At 34.3% G+C, this 19,444-nt stretch carries 19 protein-coding genes and 3 pseudogenes; 16 read left to right on the top strand and 6 right to left on the bottom strand.

Features of this window, described 5'->3' with window-relative positions:
- The coding region (locus tag U860_RS35780) for a hypothetical protein (RefSeq protein ID WP_033795378.1) at positions 1–181 on the top strand (181 nt) is incomplete at its 5' end.
- Positions 182–528: 347 nt separating this feature from the next.
- Here the strand turns inward: U860_RS35780 and U860_RS0106190 are convergent.
- The gene (locus U860_RS0106190; protein WP_025147792.1) at positions 529–987 is read right to left on the bottom strand and encodes a VOC family protein; all 459 of its coding nucleotides are present in this window, start codon (positions 985–987) and stop codon (positions 529–531) included.
- Between the two features lie 240 nt (positions 988–1,227).
- Here U860_RS0106190 and U860_RS32845 point away from each other — a divergent pair.
- Positions 1,228–1,341 (top strand): annotated as a pseudogene (locus tag U860_RS32845) (helix-turn-helix domain-containing protein); the annotation flags it as partial.
- Between the two features lie 321 nt (positions 1,342–1,662).
- Positions 1,663–3,132 carry a glutamate decarboxylase gene (locus U860_RS0106195; RefSeq protein WP_025147793.1) on the top strand — a complete coding sequence of 490 codons (1,470 nt, stop codon included), beginning with the start codon at positions 1,663–1,665 and terminating at the stop codon, positions 3,130–3,132.
- A 1,025-nt stretch (positions 3,133–4,157) separates the two neighbouring features.
- On the opposite strand, the gene U860_RS0106210 is transcribed toward U860_RS0106195, so the two are convergent.
- The gene (locus U860_RS0106210) at positions 4,158–4,595 is read right to left on the bottom strand and encodes an Lrp/AsnC family transcriptional regulator (RefSeq protein WP_000372088.1); all 438 of its coding nucleotides are present in this window, start codon (positions 4,593–4,595) and stop codon (positions 4,158–4,160) included.
- 142 nt (positions 4,596–4,737) lie between these two features.
- On the opposite strand from U860_RS0106210, the gene U860_RS0106215 reads away from it, so the two are divergent.
- The gene (locus U860_RS0106215; RefSeq protein ID WP_025147795.1) at positions 4,738–5,319 is read left to right on the top strand and encodes a DJ-1/PfpI family protein; all 582 of its coding nucleotides are present in this window, start codon (positions 4,738–4,740) and stop codon (positions 5,317–5,319) included.
- Between the two features lie 136 nt (positions 5,320–5,455).
- Entirely contained in the window at positions 5,456–6,100 is a 645-nt protein-coding gene (locus tag U860_RS0106220; RefSeq protein WP_025147796.1) for a LysE family transporter, read from the top strand.
- 210 nt (positions 6,101–6,310) lie between these two features.
- Here the strand turns inward: U860_RS0106220 and U860_RS0106225 are convergent, their stop codons facing one another.
- The 3 genes from U860_RS0106225 to U860_RS0106235 all read right to left on the bottom strand — a co-directional run bounded on the left by U860_RS0106225 (position 6,311) and on the right by U860_RS0106235 (position 7,737).
- Complete coding sequence (locus U860_RS0106225) at positions 6,311–6,862, bottom strand: DUF4352 domain-containing protein (RefSeq protein ID WP_025147797.1); 552 nt, start codon at positions 6,860–6,862, stop codon at positions 6,311–6,313.
- 74 nt (positions 6,863–6,936) lie between these two features.
- Positions 6,937–7,254 (bottom strand): hypothetical protein, encoded by a 318-nt coding sequence (locus tag U860_RS35595; protein ID WP_025147798.1) that lies wholly within the window; start codon positions 7,252–7,254, stop codon positions 6,937–6,939.
- A 111-nt stretch (positions 7,255–7,365) separates the two neighbouring features.
- Positions 7,366–7,737, bottom strand: a complete 372-nt coding sequence (locus U860_RS0106235) for a hypothetical protein (RefSeq protein WP_029952875.1) — start codon at positions 7,735–7,737, stop codon at positions 7,366–7,368.
- Between the two features lie 532 nt (positions 7,738–8,269).
- On the opposite strand from U860_RS0106235, the gene U860_RS0106240 reads away from it, so the two are divergent.
- The 4 genes and pseudogenes from U860_RS0106240 to U860_RS0106250 all read left to right on the top strand — a co-directional run.
- Positions 8,270–8,908 (top strand): class I SAM-dependent methyltransferase, encoded by a 639-nt coding sequence (locus U860_RS0106240; RefSeq protein ID WP_025147800.1) that lies wholly within the window; start codon positions 8,270–8,272, stop codon positions 8,906–8,908.
- 129 nt (positions 8,909–9,037) lie between these two features.
- Positions 9,038–9,211, top strand: a pseudogene (locus tag U860_RS32855) (IS4 family transposase); the annotation flags it as partial.
- A 96-nt stretch (positions 9,212–9,307) separates the two neighbouring features.
- Positions 9,308–10,114 carry a Cof-type HAD-IIB family hydrolase gene (locus U860_RS0106245; RefSeq protein WP_025147801.1) on the top strand — a complete coding sequence of 269 codons (807 nt, stop codon included), beginning with the start codon at positions 9,308–9,310 and terminating at the stop codon, positions 10,112–10,114.
- Between the two features lie 210 nt (positions 10,115–10,324).
- Positions 10,325–10,606, top strand: a pseudogene (locus U860_RS0106250) (polysaccharide deacetylase); the annotation flags it as partial.
- A gap of 162 nt (positions 10,607–10,768) precedes the next feature.
- Here U860_RS0106250 and U860_RS0106255 read toward each other — a convergent pair.
- Positions 10,769–11,119 carry a YxeA family protein gene (locus tag U860_RS0106255; protein ID WP_025147803.1) on the bottom strand — a complete coding sequence of 117 codons (351 nt, stop codon included), beginning with the start codon at positions 11,117–11,119 and terminating at the stop codon, positions 10,769–10,771.
- A 202-nt stretch (positions 11,120–11,321) separates the two neighbouring features.
- Between U860_RS0106255 and U860_RS0106260 the strand changes: the two genes are divergently transcribed.
- The 7 genes from U860_RS0106260 (at position 11,322) to ppsA (ending at position 19,400) form a co-directional block, all read left to right on the top strand.
- Entirely contained in the window at positions 11,322–12,587 is a 1,266-nt protein-coding gene (locus U860_RS0106260) for a Y-family DNA polymerase (RefSeq protein ID WP_025147804.1), read from the top strand.
- On the top strand, positions 12,584–12,925 hold the full coding sequence (locus tag U860_RS0106265; protein WP_025147805.1) for a YolD-like family protein: 342 nt from the start codon (positions 12,584–12,586) through the stop codon (positions 12,923–12,925). Before U860_RS0106260 ends, U860_RS0106265 begins: the two co-directional genes overlap by 4 nt.
- 188 nt (positions 12,926–13,113) lie before the next feature.
- Positions 13,114–14,391, top strand: coding sequence for a NosD domain-containing protein (locus U860_RS0106270; RefSeq protein WP_025147806.1), 1,278 nt, complete (start codon positions 13,114–13,116; stop codon positions 14,389–14,391).
- Positions 14,391–14,900: a nitrous oxide reductase accessory protein NosL gene (locus U860_RS0106275; protein ID WP_025147807.1), complete on the top strand. Its 510-nt coding sequence runs from the start codon at positions 14,391–14,393 to the stop codon at positions 14,898–14,900. Before U860_RS0106270 ends, U860_RS0106275 begins: the two co-directional genes overlap by 1 nt.
- A gap of 82 nt (positions 14,901–14,982) precedes the next feature.
- Positions 14,983–15,795, top strand: coding sequence for an ABC transporter permease subunit (locus tag U860_RS0106280; RefSeq protein ID WP_025147808.1), 813 nt, complete (start codon positions 14,983–14,985; stop codon positions 15,793–15,795).
- Positions 15,792–16,487: an ABC transporter ATP-binding protein gene (locus U860_RS0106285; RefSeq protein WP_025147809.1), complete on the top strand. Its 696-nt coding sequence runs from the start codon at positions 15,792–15,794 to the stop codon at positions 16,485–16,487. Before U860_RS0106280 ends, U860_RS0106285 begins: the two co-directional genes overlap by 4 nt.
- A gap of 306 nt (positions 16,488–16,793) precedes the next feature.
- The gene (ppsA, locus tag U860_RS0106290; RefSeq protein WP_025147810.1) at positions 16,794–19,400 is read left to right on the top strand and encodes a phosphoenolpyruvate synthase; all 2,607 of its coding nucleotides are present in this window, start codon (positions 16,794–16,796) and stop codon (positions 19,398–19,400) included.
- Positions 19,401–19,444 lie beyond the last annotated feature (44 nt).

The following is a 19,444-nucleotide window of genomic DNA, read 5'->3' on the forward strand; positions in this document are numbered from 1 at the left end:
GGATGTGTGGTGCTACCCCATCGCTATCAAGTTAAGAAGAGCAAATACCCCCAAAAAAGAAAAATTTAGCCGAACTCTTATAAATAACTGTGAAAAGGTAAAATTTTTGTTATGGGAGGTTTCTCAAAATAGTAGCTTGATGGGCATGTGGCGGCACCTGTTTAAGGGAAAATATGGATAAATTCTAATAAATACTATATAATAATAAATGGGAGGGGATAAAAATGCTAGATCAAATCACTTGGAGAACGCCAGCCAGCTTATTATGCTTAGGATTCTTTTTTGCAGGGTTAGGAATCTTCTTAAGAAGTATTACGTCATATACGAAAAATAAATAAAAGTTCAAAAAAACACAAAATTTCCGTTTAGGGGATACTTTAAAATCTTAGGTTGATGGGCATGGGATACCACCCCATCGCTATCAAGCTAGCAAAACTAAATTTCCTTGAAATGAAAAAATACGCTATTCTTTCTGTATATTTTTACAAAAAGAATAACGTTTTTTCCGTTTTATAGATACAATCTCATTTATTTTTCTTGGTGTTCCGCATCCCATTCACTTAAATAGGATGCATATTCTAATTCATCTGGATTATCATGTAACATAGAAATAAACTCTAATTTATTTCCATCACAATCCAGAAAGTATACACTCGCAGCTGGCATCCACCTTTGGACAATTGGCTCTTGATTTCCTTTTCCTTGGCTTCCTACCACCTCTATTCCACGATTCTCTAACCATAATTTAGAAGTCTTTAGAAATTCTAAATCTACACCAAAAGCAAAGTGTTTCATCTCAAAATCTTCAATATTATGTACTTCCCATAGTCCAAGCATTTCCTTTTTACTTTCTCCTACCCAAAAGAAAGCCACTTTTCTTTTGGATAGTTTTCTTGCTAATGCTAACCCTAACTTATTTTGATAGAAATCTATCGCCTTTTCTAAATTTCTTACATGTAAATGAGTTTCGTATATGTTCTGTATCATTCTGCTTGTTCCTTCCTTTATTAGTAACTACGGGTTGAGTAGTTACTGTAATTCTAAATCTGAAGTATGTATAATCATTGTAATGTATCTCCATATCCGATATACCTATTTACTATTCTATCGAAATTGAAATATGATAAATCCAACTGAGGTAGCAAATTCAAATGAAAATTCTACTACTTTTGTAGGAGAAATCTCCATCAAATTCAGATGAAATCATATTTAAATAATGAAAAAACGCTATCCTTTTAGTAAGAATATAAAGAAGGAGGTATGACTGTAAATCAAATTTGTGAAATTACAAATGTGTCAAGGGCTTCATTATATAGAAAGCTATCGGAAGGGAACAAATAATCATTCCTTATTCCATTAAAGGGCGCGATTATCGAAAGATGAACGTGCGTGCCTGTTTCATGTTTAGGGCAGGGTGTAGAGGATATAGTCCAGCATTAATAGTGGTGAACCGTATCATAAGTAAATGAGGTTTTAGCGAAAAAACAACAGCACCCCCTAATTTGCTGGAGAGGTGCTGTTTTGTTATTTGAATGGCTTACGTTAATATATTCCTTTAATTCGAATGGTGGTAGCACCTTTTATTAGAATTGTCACCTTGGTTTAACAAATGCTTTTTTGTAAATAATATGTTTGTTAAACAATTAATTAAGGGGGACTTGTATGCCACAGGATCGAAAAGCAGAAGTTCAAAACGATGCATACGAAGGAAAAGAGATCATGCCAGATAATCCACAAGGTCTACCGCGTCACGTGCAAATGGAGCTGCCTCACGAATTTTCTGTAAATCCTCTGTTTGCCCGCGAAGGAGAATCAGTCGTTCCGCGCTTTCACATGCGTGATGAAGGCATGTTACCAGAAACAGCGTATCAAATCGTCCATGATGAAATTGCTCTTGATGGCAATGCCCGCTTGAATCTTGCAACATTCGTTAGCACATGGATGGAGCCTGCCGCAGAGCACTTATATGCCAAATCATTCAACAAGAACATGATTGACAAGGATGAATATCCACAGACAGCCGAAATTGAGGAGCGGTGTGTCCGTATTTTAGCCAACCTCTGGCATTCGCCCACCCCCCTTACGACTATGGGTGTTTCAACAACTGGATCGTCGGAAGCATGTATGCTCGGGGGACTTGCGTTAAAGAGACGCTGGCAAAACGCACGCAAAAGCGAAGGGAAGCCGGTGGATCGGCCTAATATTGTGTTTAGTTCTGCTGTTCAAGTCGTTTGGGAAAAATTCGCGAACTATTGGGAGGTTGAACCGCGCTATGTGAAGGTTAGCCCAGAGCATCCCCGATTGGATCCTCAGGGGGTCCTCGCTGCCGTGGATGAAAATACGATTGGTGTGGTACCGATTCTCGGTGAGACTTATACCGGGCTTTACGAACCGGTTGCCGCCATTGCGAAAGCGTTGGACGATTTACAGGAGAGGACGGGCCTCGACATTCCCATGCATGTGGATGCGGCTTCGGGGGGATTTATAGCACCGTTTCTTCAACCAGATTTAGTCTGGGATTTTCAATTACCGAGGGTGAAGTCCATCAATGTATCCGGACATAAATATGGATTAGTCTACCCTGGGTTGGGGTGGATAATTTGGCGGGAAGCTGAAGATCTCCCTGAGGATCTAATCTTCCGCGTCTCCTATTTGGGCGGGAACATGCCGACTTTTGCCCTGAATTTCTCTCGTCCTGGCGCACAAGTGCTCCTACAATATTACAATTACCTGCGTTTGGGGAAAAGTGGGTACTATGATGTCCAAAGGGCTTCTCAGAAAGTCGCTCTTTTTCTTAGCAAGGCGATTCAGAAGATGGAACCGTTCGAACTTTTGTCCGATGGTTCGGATATTCCGGTTTTCGCTTGGCGACTGAAAGATGGTTACACATTAAACTGGAATCTTTATGATTTATCTCGACAATTGCGTGTGTTCGGCTGGCAAGTACCCGCCTATCCATTGCCTCCAGATATGGAAGCGGTGACGATTATGCGCGTTGTGGTTCGAAATGGATTTTCCATGGATCTCGCGCATTTATTTTTGAGGAACCTCAAACAGGCCGTTGCCTTTCTGGATTCCCTGGACGGGCCTATGCCACATGATACGAAATGTGATAATGGGTTTCATCACTAAGTGGGGACAGATCCCGTAGTCATTAAGTTGAGCTAACCACCGGTGAAATTAACTATCTTAGATGAATCCCTCCATTAAGAAATTTATTGGAGGGACTTTTTATGGAGATTAAGTCAACCAATAAGGATATGCTTTATACAGAAGAAAAATTTATATCTCTTATCGGTTGGGGGAACAGGTTAAGCACCCGATCTGATAAATAGACGGAGAGATTCCGCCTATTGCCTCGAAAAATAGCTATAAATAATCAGGGTCGCCTGATCTTTCCTCATGAAAAGATCAAAAAAGCTCTCAAAGATATGGAGAGAGAAGGAGTGGATATTGTATTTTCTTCCTTTTTTCCAGGTTTCGAAAGGTGGATTGAATTACCTAGAATTAATGAAGTATTATCTGTCATAAACCGAATGAAACATTTGAATTCTATTCAGATTGAGCCCTCTGAACCCCTTTAATTACGACATAAATATTGATTATCTTGATAACCAAATAGTTATGTTAATTAGTGAAAGAAGTAGATACGTTGAACAAGCTGCAAAATTCAAAAAGGATACTGAAGATGTTAAAGCACTAAAAAGAGTTGAAGCTGTAATTTAAAAAGTTAGAATAATTGCTGATGAAAATAATATAAATCCTGATATTATTGAACAAGTATATAGAACAATGATTTCTTGCTTTATAAATCACGAATTAATCCATCATTCAAAAATAGATAATAAACAAGGGTAAATTACAAGATGCAATACAATAATTGGTCGGAAACGTATTATATCCTATATATTCAGCAATCGGGCTTTTTAATATTGAAATTTCCTTAACGTTGTAAATCCGCATTTTCCTGACGCTACCCCATGCCCATCAACTTAAGATTTTGATGTCCCCCATTGCCATCAAGCTAATAAAAATGGGTTACCCCAAAACGATAAAAATGATTAGAGACCCTGATTTTTTTATACAAGTCAGAAAAATCAGGGCTATTTTTAAAGGATTATTGAGTAAGCAATAGTTAATTGATTATGCCAGTATTTTTATTCTTCACTAATAAAGGGAGCAATTATTTTTTTTTCATAAGAAGATAACACGATATTCGTTGATGGCGTACCATATTGCATTGTATCATCAATAAACTGTTCTAAACTTTCTACAGAATACGTTGCTAATTTGACAATATAGCTAATTTCTCCTGCTACTCTGTAACACTCAAGTACATCTGGATGATTATAGCAAAAGTTAGCTAATGATTTACAATCCTTTGATTTAAACAATATAAGTGCAGAAATTGGACGGTTTATTTTTTTTAGAGAAACATGTGCATGGTAACCTTCAATAATTTGTTGCTCCTCTAACTTCCGTACTCGCTCAGTTACTGACGGAGAAGATAAGTGAACGGCTTCTGCTAAATCCTTCATTGAAATTTTTGCATTTGACTGTAATAATCCCACGATTTTTTTATCAATTTGATCCATAAATTATCCAACCTTTTTTTATAAACTAGAATAACCTAAATTCTTTATATAATAAAGTCAAACCACTGAATATCCTTATTGAACTTATTTATCAGCCTTCTATATTTGTATAAAATAAGGATATCAGGAGGCGATTTACGATATGAAAAAGATTTTATTATTATTAGCTGACGGATTTGAAGCAGTAGAAGCTAGTGTATTTACAGATGTACTAGGTTGGAATAAATGGGAGGGAGATGGATCAACCGAGGTCGTAACAGTTGGTCTTCGGGATAAATTAACCTGTACTTGGAATTTTACTGTCATACCCGAAAAAACGGTTGATGATATTCAATTGGATGAGTTTGATGCACTAGCTATTCCAGGGGGATTTGAAGAAGCTGGTTTTTATCGGGATGCATACAGTAGAGAATTCTTAAATGTTATTCAACATTTTTATGCCAAGCAGAAACCTATTGCCAGTATCTGTGTTGCATCATTAGCACTTGGTAAAAGCGGAATTCTTACAGATAAAAAAGCCACCACATACAGTCATCCAACGAGTAAACGAAAAGAGCAGTTAAAGAATTTCGGTGCAATCGTACAAAATGATTTAATTGTTCAAGATGGAAATATTATTACGTCTTCAAATCCAAGTACAGCTTTTGATGTTGCGTTTTTATTACTTGAAAAACTAACATCTAAAAAGAACGCTAAACATGTAAAGGATCTTATGGGATTTTAGGCATTGATCTTCAACAAAGGGGTACTTTGTGAGTTTTTGGAGCTTGCTAGAAGTAATGTGAAAAATCGCCATGCTTTAGTTCTATTTGTTGAACCAAATGAAAAGAATAGTAATTGACTAAAATAGGAGAATTTTTATGATTGTAACACTTTTTACTTATATTTTGTTAGGTTTATCTTTATCAATACCTGCAGGTGCTATGACTGTCCAAATGACTAAACAAGGAATGAGAAATGGTTTCGTACATGGTTGGTTTGTAGGTATAGGAGGAATGACTGTAGATTTATCTTTAATAGTCCTGATTTATCTAGGGTTCTCTAGTGTATTAACCAATCCATGGGTAGAAACAGTTATGTGGCTACTAGGTTTTGGGTTTTTAATGTTTATTGGAATAGAAAGTATTAAAGAAGCAAAGTCAGAAGTTAACATAGAGGGGGAAGATCCTAATAAATCTTTATTAACAGCTTATTTATCTGGTTTTATGATTGCTATATCACCGGCTAATATTGTATTTTGGATAGGGGTCTTTGGTCCGGTTCTAGTTTCTTCATTAGGTAATGCAAGTACATCTACATTTATATTAATAGCTGTAGGTATTTTATTAGGTATCTTTATGCATGATATGGTCTTATTAGGCTTTGTTCATTTTACTAGACGTTTTCTAAATCCAGCCTTTATTAAATGGGTATCTATATCTGCCGCAATAGTACTATTCGGATTTATTGGTTATTTTGGTTACGAGTTTATAAAACAAGTAATTACTTTTATCTCAAAAGCATAACTCTTATAAACTTAAATAGGATGGTTATAATGTAAATGAAAAAGATACGCATTTTAAACCCAAACGCAACGTAATTGTAAATATGTTATATCACGTAGGCAACCCCTCAGGAATTCGTTGATCCCTGAGGGGTCTTTAAATTCCCTACACGTAGCCTTTTCGAATATATAATCCATATTAAAGAACACTTCCACCAAATTATATTTAGACTTAGTTTTTTCGTGATTGCAGCTTATCAATTTTCCAGTGTGCTTCTAGAGGGTCTAAAGAGCTTTCAATATAAAACATATATTCATCTGCGGTACCTGGTACTTCAAAAGCTATTTTCAATTCTACCGTTTCATTTGGTTTAACTTGTATATCAGAAGGGTTTTGGTCAAGCACCTTTCCTTCATACGCCTTACCGTCTTTTTCATCTTTTAAGGTATATTTTAATTCTGATAGTCCAATCATTTGACCTCGTACATTTTTTACAGAGACATTAACAACGATAGAATCGTTGCTATCATTTAAATATGCACTTTGAACGGTGGTCAAGTAATAGCCTCCCTTAGCACTCTCACCAACTAATAAAATACCTTGTTCCAAGCGACTCATATCTTCTTCTTCTTCAAAATTTATTAATTCTTTATTTTCATTTTTTGCGGTTGGTTCTTCTATTGAACCATTTTCAACTGCACTATCTTTTTTATCTTGTGTACAAGCAGCCGTAACACTGACAAATACTAGACTTAAAGTAAGTAATATGGATAATTTCCTCATAAAATTTATCTGTCTCCTTAAATTTCTCGATTTTGTGCAACTATACATATTATAAAGCAATTCTATTTATAAGCTCATTTATTTTTTCCTCTGTCAATAAGCCATTTTAAGATTTCTATTATTAATATAAGGAGCGGTATTGCCTGAATAAAGAAAAATCCTTTCCAAAAATAAAGTGGATTACTATCTCTAAATTCTGTTGCCATCTCATCTGTATAAAGAACCAACGAACCTATCAAATAAGCCATTGGAATTGTGAGTAGATTTATCGCTAAACAGACCATTATTAATGATAGGTTTTTAGCCTTAATTTTTGGTGAAACAGACTTGAAGAATAAAAATATTGAAGTGCCGGATATAAGAAAAAGTGTTATTACATAAAAAATCACCATATTATCCCTCCGTGACTTTAATTGTACCATCAGCAAGGACAATCTTGTGCAAATTTGGATGAATATCGTATTCATGTAAAGTTAACATAACGTCTCATTAGCGAAAGTTAATTATATTTTTCTACGTACTAAATAAAAAGCTAAGGACCCCATAATAACAGGTGCAACGAAATAAAAAAAATGTGGAAAAGTAAAAATAAAAAGAAATGGTGTAAGTGTATAGATAACTGCTAGTCCTATAAATACAGGAATTCCAAATTGAAACTCTCTACATCGTTTGATTTTCCTGTATAGGACTTCCCCAATTAGACAAGCTATAAGAGCTGGTATACTACCATAAATGACGATAGTTTTAATGAATCCAAATAAAACAGTCGGGTGAATAAAGCTAGGATTAAAAAGATATGCAATCAAGAACCATCCGAAAATAAAAGTAAACAGACTTGCAGCATAACTAATTACAAATTTTTTCAACGTAATCATCCTCACAATTTTCTAATATTATCTTCATTGTATGACAGTTATCATTATGTAAGATAGATAAAATGTGAAATAAATATCGTATACATGTGAGGTTGACATAACGTCCTATTATCAGTAGCAAGGAAAAGAGGGAACCCTACTCTCACAAGGGAACCTTCTTTTTTTGTTCTATGGATCTATGCATTTTTTTATACATTCCTATCCTGGCGCAGTTTTAGGGTTCTTGTTTGTTATTGGATTAGCCGAAAAACTGTATAAAATCTTGCATGTTCTTAGCGTGAGCTTTTTCCAAAATGCTGGCGGCACCCCATACCCATCAAGTTAAGAAAATAGATTACCCCAAAACGATAAAAATGAACTTCTTTGCTATAAAAAAAACGCTATTCTTTCTGTAAAATCATAGGAAAGGATAGTGTTTTTTTTATAGTTATTTCAGATTTGTATCAAATACACAAATGAATGTAAAGACTGTTTTTTTCTTTTTGTTAGGAATATAATCAAGGGAATTTATGGGAAAGGAACGTTGTCACATATGAATAAACAAAAAGAATATTGGAATGGAGTAGCAAATGAAAAAGAATTCACGACACCTTTTCAACTTGACTTATTCTCAAAGTATGTAAATAAGGATTCAATCTTATTGGACTATGGATGCGGGTACGGAAGAACATTACTTGAACTAAAAGAACAACAATTTACGAATTTATATGGTGTGGATTTTTCAGAAGAAATGATTAAACGGGCTAAATCAAATGATATAGCTATTGATTTTAATATTGTTAAAAGCGGGAAACTTCCCTTCCCGGATAATTTTTTTGATTCCGTTTTATTATTTGCAGTTCTAACCTGTGTATACCAAAATCAAGAACAGGATTCTATTTTAAATGAAATTAAACGGGTATTAAAACCAGAAGGTATTATTTATATTAATGATTTTTTACTAAATGAGGATGAAAGAAATAAAACACGCTATGAACAGTATGTTGATAAGTATGGCACTTATGGCGTGTTTGAATTATCTGACGGAGCTATTTTGCGCCATCATAGTGAAAAACGTGTAAAGGAATGGACAAATACTTTTGAGAAATTAGAGTATGAAAAAGTAGAGTACGTAACAATGAATGGTAACCGTTCTAATGGATTAGTATATATAGGTAGAGTGAAAAAGTAAAATAACTTGTAATACACTAATAGCGAAACAAAATTACAATAAAGTCTATTTACATGTAATCTAAAATGTCCAAAAAATATAAAATACGTTATTCTTTCTGTGGAATCATAGGAAAGTATGGTGTTTTTTATGTCTATTTCTGTATCTGATGAATTATAATTATTTGCTCGAAAATTTTAAAGATTCTTATCTCCAAATACCTTACGAGATATTGCTAGAGATGTTGGTTTTGTACAACGAACCAGTAGGTACCAACCAAAAGATTTAGTTGCTTTATGTGTTTGGATGAGTCAAAATGTCGCTAAAACCCCTTTCACATGTATGGAATATACAGGGATTTATAACTTGATATAGAACATAAAAAGGAGGAGTTTATACTGTAAATAAGGGGAAATACATATGGAATTAGAATCCGAGGTTAAAGCAATCGTTTTAGATTTAGATGGTACTTTATTAAATTCACAAAAGAAAGTGTCAGAAAGAAATAGAAAGGCTATATTGGAGTGTCTGAAGAAAGGAATAAAGGTTATTTTTGCTACAGCAAGGGCGCCACGATCAGTCAAAGTTTTTCTTCCTCACGAACTTCAAGACATTGCAACTATGATTTACTACAATGGAGCTTTGGTAGTAGATAAAGCATTAGGTTACAGACAACATTACCCGATTGAATTAGCTATCACAAATGAAATTATAGAATTTGTTATTACTCACCAGGTTGATGCATGCCTTTCAGTTGAATCGGAAGATACATGGTACAGTAATAAAACATTGGATTACAACAAAACCATGAATGCAGTTGTAAACCCAATTGTAGTTCCATTAAATGAATTAAAAAAAGTTAGTGCTTCGAAATTATTAATCTCACAATATCCTCACTATGAAAAACTACAAAAACAGTTTGCGCATAAAGTAAGTACGCTATGTACCGATGCAGGAACTTTAACTCAAATCATGGCAAAAGGTGTTTCTAAAGAACGAGCTGTAAGGGATATCTGTACTCAAAATAATATATCTATGGGTAGCATAATGGTCTTTGGAGACGATTGGAATGATTTAGAGCTATTCTATACGTGTGGTTTTCCAATTGCTATGGGAAATGCAATACCTAAATTGAAGGATGCTGCATATTTTATTACCGATACCAATGATAAAGATGGTGTAGCTCAAGTATTAGAAAAGTTAATTTGTACTGTTAACAACAGTTAAAAGGATAGAATGGTTACTTCCTATATCGAAAATCATGTAAATTTGTAATGTTATCAAACGACTGTATAATTGTACCGTTACATTGCCATAAAGCTAAGGTTTCACACTATTCATTAAGCAAAAAAGACGTTATTCTTTCTGTAGAATCATAGGAAAGGATGGCATTTTTGTATGTCTATTTCTGTATCTGATGAATTACAACTCTTCGCTCAGGAAATTCGTAATCAAATTGTAGAAGCAGGAATAAAAGTTTGGGATTGGACAATAGACTCAAATGATTGGAAATTAAAAGATAATCCACCTCAGATTATAGAAGATGTAAAAAAACAGATAACAGAAGATGTAGAAGTTGTTTTAATGCATGAAAAGGCGCAAACATTACAAGCTCTTCCTGAAATTATTAAATTTTATAAAGAAAAAGGATATGAATTTGGTGTTTACAATGATGCGGATCATTTCCGACTAAATTTCCAGAAAAATCAACGTCTATAGTATTTACATGGTTATCTTTAAAAAGTGGTTTTTATCAGTAAAAATGTTACCTAATTTTACTAATAAAAGCACTGGTGATTTTTTATTACTAAATCAATAACTAAGCCAAAAGTCGATTTCCTATACGATAAAGAAATCGGCTTTTTTTGTTTATATACTATATTACAATTGTCCCTTTATTTTCTCCGGAATATCCTTTTCAGAAATGACCTCATAAGAATAAACATACCTGCCTTTCACATGAATTTTTAAGTAGGTTTTTCTTATAAAGTCATTAGGAGTGTTAGTTCCTAGTGTATATTCTTTCTCATTCCTTGATTCATCAACACATTTTAATGAGTACATAGCTCTTCCGTTATGATTATAATCCGGAACGCCATATCCCTTCGCAATGGCGTATACATTTTTTTCTTCAGCAATCGGATTAAATCTGTCCAAATCCCCGCGTAACATGAAAGGTAGTAAGTATATAGGAAGGCTTATTCCTATTATGCAAAGTGCAAATTTCTTCATTATTGTTTCTCCTTTTGCGTATTTACATTTTTCAGTATAGAAAAAACTTCTTATGAATATAGAGGGAAATTCCTTAAGTTTTTCTTAAAACAGGTTTTTAAAGTACGGTTATTTTAACCAAAATTTTCATGGAAACACCTTTTAAAAGAACATAAGTTCGCATACAATAAGAACAAACGTTCTTTCGTTAGGAGTGATTCCCTTGTATGATTATTTTCTATTGCCAAATCGAATTATTCTTTGTGTAGATCTTCGTAGCTTTTATGCGAGCGTTTCATGTATTAAAAGAGGACTTGATCCACGTTATACAAAATTGGCTGTCGTAGGAGATGTAAATCGGAGTGGATCGATCGTATTAGCAGCAACACCACCATTAAAAGCATTAGGAGTAAAGAAGATGGCACGTTTGTACGAAATACCAAATCGGCCAGATATTATTATTGTGAACCCGATTATGCATACGTATATGAAGTGTTCAACTTACATAACAGGTTTAGCTTTGCAATATGTTGCACCGGAAGATTTTCATCAATATAGTATTGACGAGTTTTTCATGGATATGACTGCAAGTATTCATTTGTTTGCGAGTAACCCGTGCGAGTTCGCATTAAAGTTCAAGCGAGAAATATATGAACGTACAAGGATTGAAAGTACGATTGGTATCGGGCCGAATTTATTATTGAGTAAAGTAGCAATGGATATTGAAGCAAAAAAGAATAAAGATGGAATAGCGCATTGGACATATGACGATATACCCGAGAAGTTATGGAGTATTAGACCGCTCAGTAAATTTTGGGGTATATCGTATAAAACAGAAATGAAATTGAATCGAAAAGGTATACATACAATTGGAGAATTAGCGCAGTATCCTTTGAAATATTTAAAGCAATCTTTCGGTGTAATAGGAGAAGAATTACATCTACATAGTAACGGGATTGATTTTAGCAGAATCGCAGAGAAATATGTTCCAGCGACAACATCTATAGCGAAGAGCCAAATATTATTTCGTGATTACTCGATAGCAGAGTTCGTCGTTATTTTATTAGAGCATGTAGAAGAAGTTTGTTATAGGTTGAGAAGAGAAAAGAAATGCGCTCAAACAATCCATTTTTCAGTTGGATATAGCAAGGAATATGGCGGGGGAATAAGAAAGGCACATACGTTAAACCGGGCAACAAATTTAACGCTGGATATTTATAATGTTTGTACATATTTTTTATACGAGCGTCATACAGGGGAGCCGATTCGATCGATAAGTATTTCGTTAACAAATTTAATAAATGAAGGAGAAGAGCAAATTTCACTTTTCGATAACATTATACAAAGAGAAAAAGAAATGCGATTAACGAAAGTCATGGACGAGATTCGAACACGATTTGGTAAGAACAGTATTTTACGGGGGATTTCCTACACGAGCGTCGCAACAGCAAGATATAGAAACACATTATTAGGAGGTCATAAATCGTGAAGAATGCTAATATGCCAAAAGGAAGAGGTATGGTAAAGTGGCAACCGTTTGCTAGTATGCCAGAGCAGTTCGTAGCTATTAAAGAAATGATACATGAGCAAACGAAAGTCCCGCGTCCAATCTTAACGCAGGATGCAAAAGAAATGATTGAAAATAAGCTATTATGTTCATTTTTAGGTGAGGAAGAGGTTTTACTTACATATTATAAAGATGGCTATCTATATAAAAATTACATAACAGTAGCTGATATAAATCCATTAAATGAGATGATTACTTGTACTGATACTTTTCGTAATAAGAAGATTTTTAAGTTTGTTGATGTAATTGAGATTGACTAGAGTGGGAATCTATCTTGGTTCGCTTTACATAAAGAAGTGAAGTGTGCCGTATGAGAGAATCTACGTCTTTTATATACGGCCGTCCTAAGTATCACAAAAAACACGTTCATTTTTCACAAATTTCACACAAAAAATTGGTATTCTTTTTTATAGTGATAACTAATAGCTTTGAGAGAAGTGAACTGTATATGAAAAAGATTTGTTCTTCTCTTTTTTTATTGTTAGTTTTTTGTAGTCTAGGAGTAAGTATTCATGCTGAGTCTACATTGCAATCAAAAATTGATGCGGCTTCCCCATATGAAACAATTAAATTAGAAAGTAGAACTTATAATGAAACGATAAAAATATCGAAACCGATTACAATACAAGGGGATAAAAATACTAAAATAATCTCTTGTGGTAAGGATCCTATTATTACAATGAAAAAGGAAAACATTATTCTTAAAGATTTGAAAATAGAACAATGTAATGATAATACAGATCAGCCAGCGATATTTGTATCGGGAGATAAGCACTACATCAGTGGATTGGAGGTTCACGCGTCATACATGGGGATTAAGTTAGAAGATGCTAGCAATATAAAAATTGAGAACAGTAGGATTGTTGGACAAAGACGGGCTAATGGAATTGATTTATGGAAATCAAATCGCACTCTTATTGAGAACATCAAAATCCAAAATGTTCGTGATGGCATTTATTTAGAACAAAGCGACAATAATACAATAAAGGACAATACAATTTGGCAGTCGCGTTATGGTATTCATCTTATGTATTCTGATAAAACGGTTCTTGAAAATAATACATCAAAAGAAAATACAACAGGTGCTATGATTATGGGAACAAAGGAAACATCTGTAGTAGGAAATCACTTTATTGATAATAAAAGTAATGTTCATGCACAAGGTATATTATTATATGATGCTACAAAAACAAAAGTTTTACAAAATGAAATTGCTAATAATAGAGTCGGGATATATGTAGAAAAGGCAAGTCATAATACGATTATGAGTAACTCGATTTCTAATAATTTTATTGGTTTACAATTTAAAGATGCCAGTGCAAATGAATTAACTCAAAATGTAATGATAGGGAATGTTAATGAGTCACAAGCTACACAAAGTAGGGAAAATAACATTTATAAAAATTATTGGGACGCTTCTTTAAAAGTAGATACAGATGGTTCAAGTACTAGTAAAATTCCATACAAAGCAGATGCTTATTTTCTTTTGCTAACACAAGATATTCCAGAATATCAGTTGTTCTTTCAATCACCAGGGATGCGTATTTTGCAAAGTTTCATAAAAATTCCAGAGCAATCTTTATTGCTAGACAAAGAGCCTAGTATGAGGCCCGAAATTGTTCCGCAAAAAGACGGGGAGATGGGATTTCAGTTTAACATTTTGGTTGTAAGTGTAAGTATGTTACTAATGGGAAGTATATTGTTCTTTTTAGGGAGGAAAAATTGATGAAGGTAAAGTATACGTTATTTGCTATTTGTTTATGTTTTGTATTTGCTGTAGTAGGGTGTGGTAAGAAAGAAACGAAGCCGGTTGCTATTAATGAAAAAAATGATAAGTGTGATGTTTGTAATATGGCAGTAATGGATAATCAATTTGCAACTGAGGTTATTTTAGAAAATGGAAAAGCATTAAAATTTGATGATATTGGTTGTATGTATAAATGGATGGATGAACATAAAAATGAAAAAACACAAGAAAAATTTGTAAGAGATTACAATACAAAAGATTGGGTTGCAGTGGATAAATCTACATATGTATATGATAAATCAATTAAGACGCCAATGGCTTATAATGTAATTTCTTTTAAAGAGAAGAAAGATGCAGAGAGCTTTGTAGAAAAACATACTGGGAAAATCCTTTCTTATAAAGAACTAGCAGAACATAAATGGGAAATGAATAAAGAGATGATGGGAAAAGAAAAGAAAGATCATGGTAGTGGTGGACATTCTCATTAAAAAGAGACTATCGTTATGAACAAAATAGTTAGAAAAAGACAACCAACTATGGTTGTCTTTTTCGGTAGAGAGGTGAGTAGGTATGTGGAATATATTGTATTCAGAATGGCGTAGTGCAGTAAGAGGTAAATTTGCATACATGTTTTTGTTTCTTTGGATAACTATGTTTTCGTTACTATTTGTTATGGAAAGAAATACTCCGTCTTTAGCAGGTTATACAAATGTAACGGGGACAATGGTAAACCTTATTTTATATATTGTGCCTTTACTTATGTTAATTATAGGAGCATTTTCTATTGCAGGTGAGGTGGAAAATGGGAAATGGAGACTCTTATGTACGTATCCTTTGCCGAGTACTTCATATGTAATAGGTAAAACAATCGGTCAATTTATAGCGCAAACAGCTATTTTTTCAATGAGTTTTGGTGTAAGTATAATAATTGGGTTAGTAAGCGGTAGTAATTTTGATATGTTTTGGTTGGTAGCAACGTATATCTTCTCTGTTTTACTAATCTATTTATTTTTATTACTGGGAATAACAATTGGTTCTTTTTCTATAACAAGGTGGCAAGCTTTAGCGATAAGTATTGGAGTTTGGTTCCTTCTTATTATGATGTGGCCAACGGTGTTAATTAGTGTCCTTAATTTGGTTCCATATTCAATGATTGCACCATTAATAAAAATATTATTGTTTTGCAACCCAGCTGAATTCCTTCGAATTATATTTGTAATTCAATTAGGTGGTGGAGCAATATTTGGACAAGTATATGATCAACTAGTAATGTTTTTGCAAAGTAAAGCTGTTATTTGGGTTCTATTCATATACTTTATTACCTATACAACCGTGTTCTTGCTTGTGGCAAGCTGGAAAATGGAGAGGAGAAGAAAAAAATGACAGTATTAAATCTTAACGAAGTATGTAAACGATATAAAAAGAAAATAGCATTATCTCCAATTTCATTTCAAAGCAAAGAAGGAGAGTGTATCGTATTATGTGGTGGGAATGGAGCGGGGAAAAGTACGCTCCTTGATATAATAGCTGGAATTAAAACTCCTACATCGGGTACAGTTCAATTAGGTAATATAGAATTACAGAAAGATAGAAAACAGTATGTGAGTAAAATAGGCTATATGCCAGATGATTTTCATGCACAGCAAGACATGACAGTTCAAGAATTTTTGCTGTTTTATGCCGCCTTTCGAAAAATAGGAAAAGAAAAAGTACAAGCCATTATTAAAACAATAGGATTAAATGAAAAACAAAATGAACGCTTACATAGGTTATCTAAAGGGATGAGACAGAGGCTTTTATTTGGACAAGCGTGTCTCGGAAATCCTAAAATTTTAATACTAGACGAACCGACAAATGGGCTGGATCCGTATTGGGTAGATGAGTTTTTAACAATATTAAAAACATTAAAAAGAAATGGTACAATGATTATTTTTTCCACACATATGATGGATGTAGCTGCTGAAATTAGTGATCGGATACTCTTTATGAAAGAAGGAAAAATCATAAAGGAAATAAAAAATGATGGAGACTTAGAAAATTTAACGATAACATTACTAAAAATGCATAGGAGATGAATAAATTAGGGAACAGCTACTTTAAGAATGGTAGCTGTTCCCTAATTTATTAATAGCTATCTATATAGAAATTACATAACAGTAGTCGAAATAAATCCATTAAATGAGACGATTATTTGATGTTTTCATAATAAGAGGGTTTTTTAAGTTTATTGATGTAATTGAAGTGAATTAGAGGGGGAGAAATAAAATAATTATCTCTTCCTAACTTAATTATACCACGTAATTAACGGTCAAAATAGACTGTTTATTCTCATTTACTCTTGCTACAATCAATAGCACATGAATAGTAAGGAGAGGTGCCAAATGAGTTCTTTCGTTCTCGATTTTCAGGAAATACAAAAAACGCAGCTTTCGCTCGTTGGCGGAAAAGGATTGAATTTAGGGGAATTATCAAACATTCAAGGTATACAAGTGCCAGAAGGATTTTGTGTTACAACGGTAGGATATGAAAAAGCAATCGAACAAAATGAAGCGTTTCAAGCTTTGTTGAATCAATTAACAAGGCTAAAAATTGAGGACCGAGATCAAATTGGTGAAATCAGTAAGAAGATTAGAGAAACCATTATGGAAGTAGAAATTCCTTCTAATGTAGCGGAAGTGGTAGCTCGTTATCTCTCTCGTTTTGGAAATGAACATGCTTATGCAGTACGTTCTAGTGCTACTGCTGAAGATTTACCATATGCCTCGTTTGCAGGTCAACAAGATACGTATTTAAATATCATCGGAAAAGAAGACATCTTGCAGCATGTAAGAAAGTGTTGGGCTTCTTTATTTACAGATCGAGCGGTCATTTACCGAATGCAAAATGGTTTTGAACATAGTCAAGTTTCTATATGTGTTGTCGTTCAAAGGATGGTTTTCCCGCAGGCTTCGGGAATTTTATTTACTGCTGACCCGATTACTTCTAACCGAAAGGTACTATCAATTGATGCCAGTTTTGGACTTGGTGAGGCATTAGTATCAGGACTGGTCTCTGCTGATAATTATAAAGTAAAAGAAGAGAAAATCGTCGATAAGATGATCGCAACTAAAAAATTGGCTATCTATGCCTTAAAAGAGGGCGGAACAGAGACAAAGCAGATTGATCCCACTCAGCAAAAGATTCAAACACTTACGGAACAACAAATATTACAACTAGCACGTATCGGCAGACAGATTGAAGCTTATTTTGGTTGTCCGCAAGATATTGAATGGTGTTTAGTTGATGATATATTTTATATTGTCCAAAGTCGACCAATCACGACTTTATATCCAATCCCAGAAGCAAATGATCAAGAAAATCATGTGTATATATCGGTTGGTCACCAACAAATGATGACTGATGCAATGAAACCACTAGGGTTATCTTTTTTCCTGTTAACGACTCGTGCTCCTATGCGTAAAGCGGGGGGAAGGCTGTTTGTTGATGCTACACAAAGATTAGCTTCACCTGCTAGCAGAGAGTTCTTAATCAATACTTTAGGAAAATCGGATCCGCTCATAAGAGATGCATTAACGACTGTAATAGAGCGAGATGATTTTATCAAATTGTTACCGGATGATGAAAAAGAAAAGAGTGTTGGTAAAAGTATGCCATCTGCAAGTTCGCAACCACAAATCGAAAATGATCCAGCAATCGTTACGGATTTAATAAAGAATAGTCAAGCCTCGATCGAAGAGTTAAAACAAAACATTCAAACGAAATCAGGGGTGGATGTACTTGATTTTATTTTGGAAGACATCCAGCAATTACGGAAAGTATTATTTAACCCGCAAAGTATAGCTGTAATTATGGCAGGTATGGATGCTTCATCATGGATCAATGAAAAGATGGAGCAATGGCTAGGTGAAAAAAATGTAGCAGACACACTTTCTCAATCTGTACAAAACAATATTACTTCGGAAATGGGGCTAGCATTATTGGATGTCGCAGATGTGATTCGGCCGTATCCAGAAGTCATTGAGTATTTACAGTATGTAGAAGATGACAGCTTTTTAGATGAACTAGTTCAGTTTAAAGGCGGGGAAAAAGCTCGAGATGCAATTTATGCTTTTCTGAATAAATACGGGATGAGATGCAGCGGAGAAATCGATATTACGAAAACGCGCTGGAGTGAACAGCCAACTACAATTATCCCGATGATTTTAAATAACATAAGAGACTTTGAAGCTGGTGCTAGTAAGTGGAAATTTGAAGAAGGGCTGCAGGAGGCTTTGAAAAAGCAAGAAGAGTTATTAGACCGATTGCAGTACTTGCCAGATGGCGAACAAAAAATAGAAGAGACGAAGCAAATGATTAGTAACATCCGAAATTTTATCGGTTATCGTGAATACCCGAAATACGGCATGATTAATCGCTATTTCATATATAAGCAGGCGTTACTGAAAGAAGCCGAGCAACTCGTGCAAAATAGCGTTATCGATGAAATAGAAGATATATACTATCTGACTTTTGAAGAACTCCACGAAGTCGTCCGCACGAATAAACTGGATTACGAGGTCATCAATAATCGGAAAAATGAGTACAAATTATATGAAAAACTAACGCCCCCGCGTGTTATTACTTCTGATGGCGAAATTATTATAGGGAAATATAAACGAGAAAATCTCCCAGCCGAAGCGATTGTAGGTTTGCCTGTTTCTTCTGGAGTGATTGAGGGGAGAGCACGCGTTATTTTAAGCATGGAAGATGCGAATTTAGAAGATGGAGATATATTAGTTACGGCATTTACTGATCCTGGCTGGACACCATTGTTTGTGTCTATAAAAGGATTAGTCACTGAAGTTGGCGGACTCATGACACACGGAGCAGTTATCGCACGTGAATATGGATTACCAGCAGTCGTCGGGGTAGAGAATGCTACGAAACTAATAAAAGACGGACAACGAATTCGGGTACATGGAACAGAAGGGTATATTGAGATACTGTAATTGTGTCTTAGATAAATAAAAAGATCATCCACTAAATATGGTGG

It is taken from the genome of Bacillus sp. H1a (assembly GCF_000633475.1).
Taxonomy (GTDB): domain Bacteria; phylum Bacillota; class Bacilli; order Bacillales; family Bacillaceae_G; genus Bacillus_A; species Bacillus_A paramycoides.

Excerpts from the sequence above, each read along its gene's own strand:
- U860_RS0106190 (WP_025147792.1), bottom strand. The coding sequence starts at position 987 with ATGATACAGAACATATACGAAACTCATTTACATGTAAGAAATTTAGAA.
- U860_RS0106195 (WP_025147793.1), top strand. The coding sequence starts at position 1,663 with ATGCCACAGGATCGAAAAGCAGAAGTTCAAAACGATGCATACGAAGGA.
- U860_RS0106210 (WP_000372088.1), bottom strand. The coding sequence starts at position 4,595 with ATGGATCAAATTGATAAAAAAATCGTGGGATTATTACAGTCAAATGCA.
- U860_RS0106215 (WP_025147795.1), top strand. The coding sequence starts at position 4,738 with ATGAAAAAGATTTTATTATTATTAGCTGACGGATTTGAAGCAGTAGAA.
- U860_RS0106220 (WP_025147796.1), top strand. The coding sequence starts at position 5,456 with ATGATTGTAACACTTTTTACTTATATTTTGTTAGGTTTATCTTTATCA.
- U860_RS0106225 (WP_025147797.1), bottom strand. The coding sequence starts at position 6,862 with ATGAGGAAATTATCCATATTACTTACTTTAAGTCTAGTATTTGTCAGT.
- U860_RS35595 (WP_025147798.1), bottom strand. The coding sequence starts at position 7,254 with ATGGTGATTTTTTATGTAATAACACTTTTTCTTATATCCGGCACTTCA.
- U860_RS0106235 (WP_029952875.1), bottom strand. The coding sequence starts at position 7,737 with ATGATTACGTTGAAAAAATTTGTAATTAGTTATGCTGCAAGTCTGTTT.
- U860_RS0106240 (WP_025147800.1), top strand. The coding sequence starts at position 8,270 with ATGAATAAACAAAAAGAATATTGGAATGGAGTAGCAAATGAAAAAGAA.
- U860_RS0106245 (WP_025147801.1), top strand. The coding sequence starts at position 9,308 with ATGGAATTAGAATCCGAGGTTAAAGCAATCGTTTTAGATTTAGATGGT.
- U860_RS0106255 (WP_025147803.1), bottom strand. The coding sequence starts at position 11,119 with ATGAAGAAATTTGCACTTTGCATAATAGGAATAAGCCTTCCTATATAC.
- U860_RS0106270 (WP_025147806.1), top strand. The coding sequence starts at position 13,114 with ATGAAAAAGATTTGTTCTTCTCTTTTTTTATTGTTAGTTTTTTGTAGT.
- U860_RS0106275 (WP_025147807.1), top strand. The coding sequence starts at position 14,391 with ATGAAGGTAAAGTATACGTTATTTGCTATTTGTTTATGTTTTGTATTT.
- U860_RS0106280 (WP_025147808.1), top strand. The coding sequence starts at position 14,983 with ATGTGGAATATATTGTATTCAGAATGGCGTAGTGCAGTAAGAGGTAAA.
- U860_RS0106285 (WP_025147809.1), top strand. The coding sequence starts at position 15,792 with ATGACAGTATTAAATCTTAACGAAGTATGTAAACGATATAAAAAGAAA.
- ppsA (WP_025147810.1), top strand. The coding sequence starts at position 16,794 with ATGAGTTCTTTCGTTCTCGATTTTCAGGAAATACAAAAAACGCAGCTT.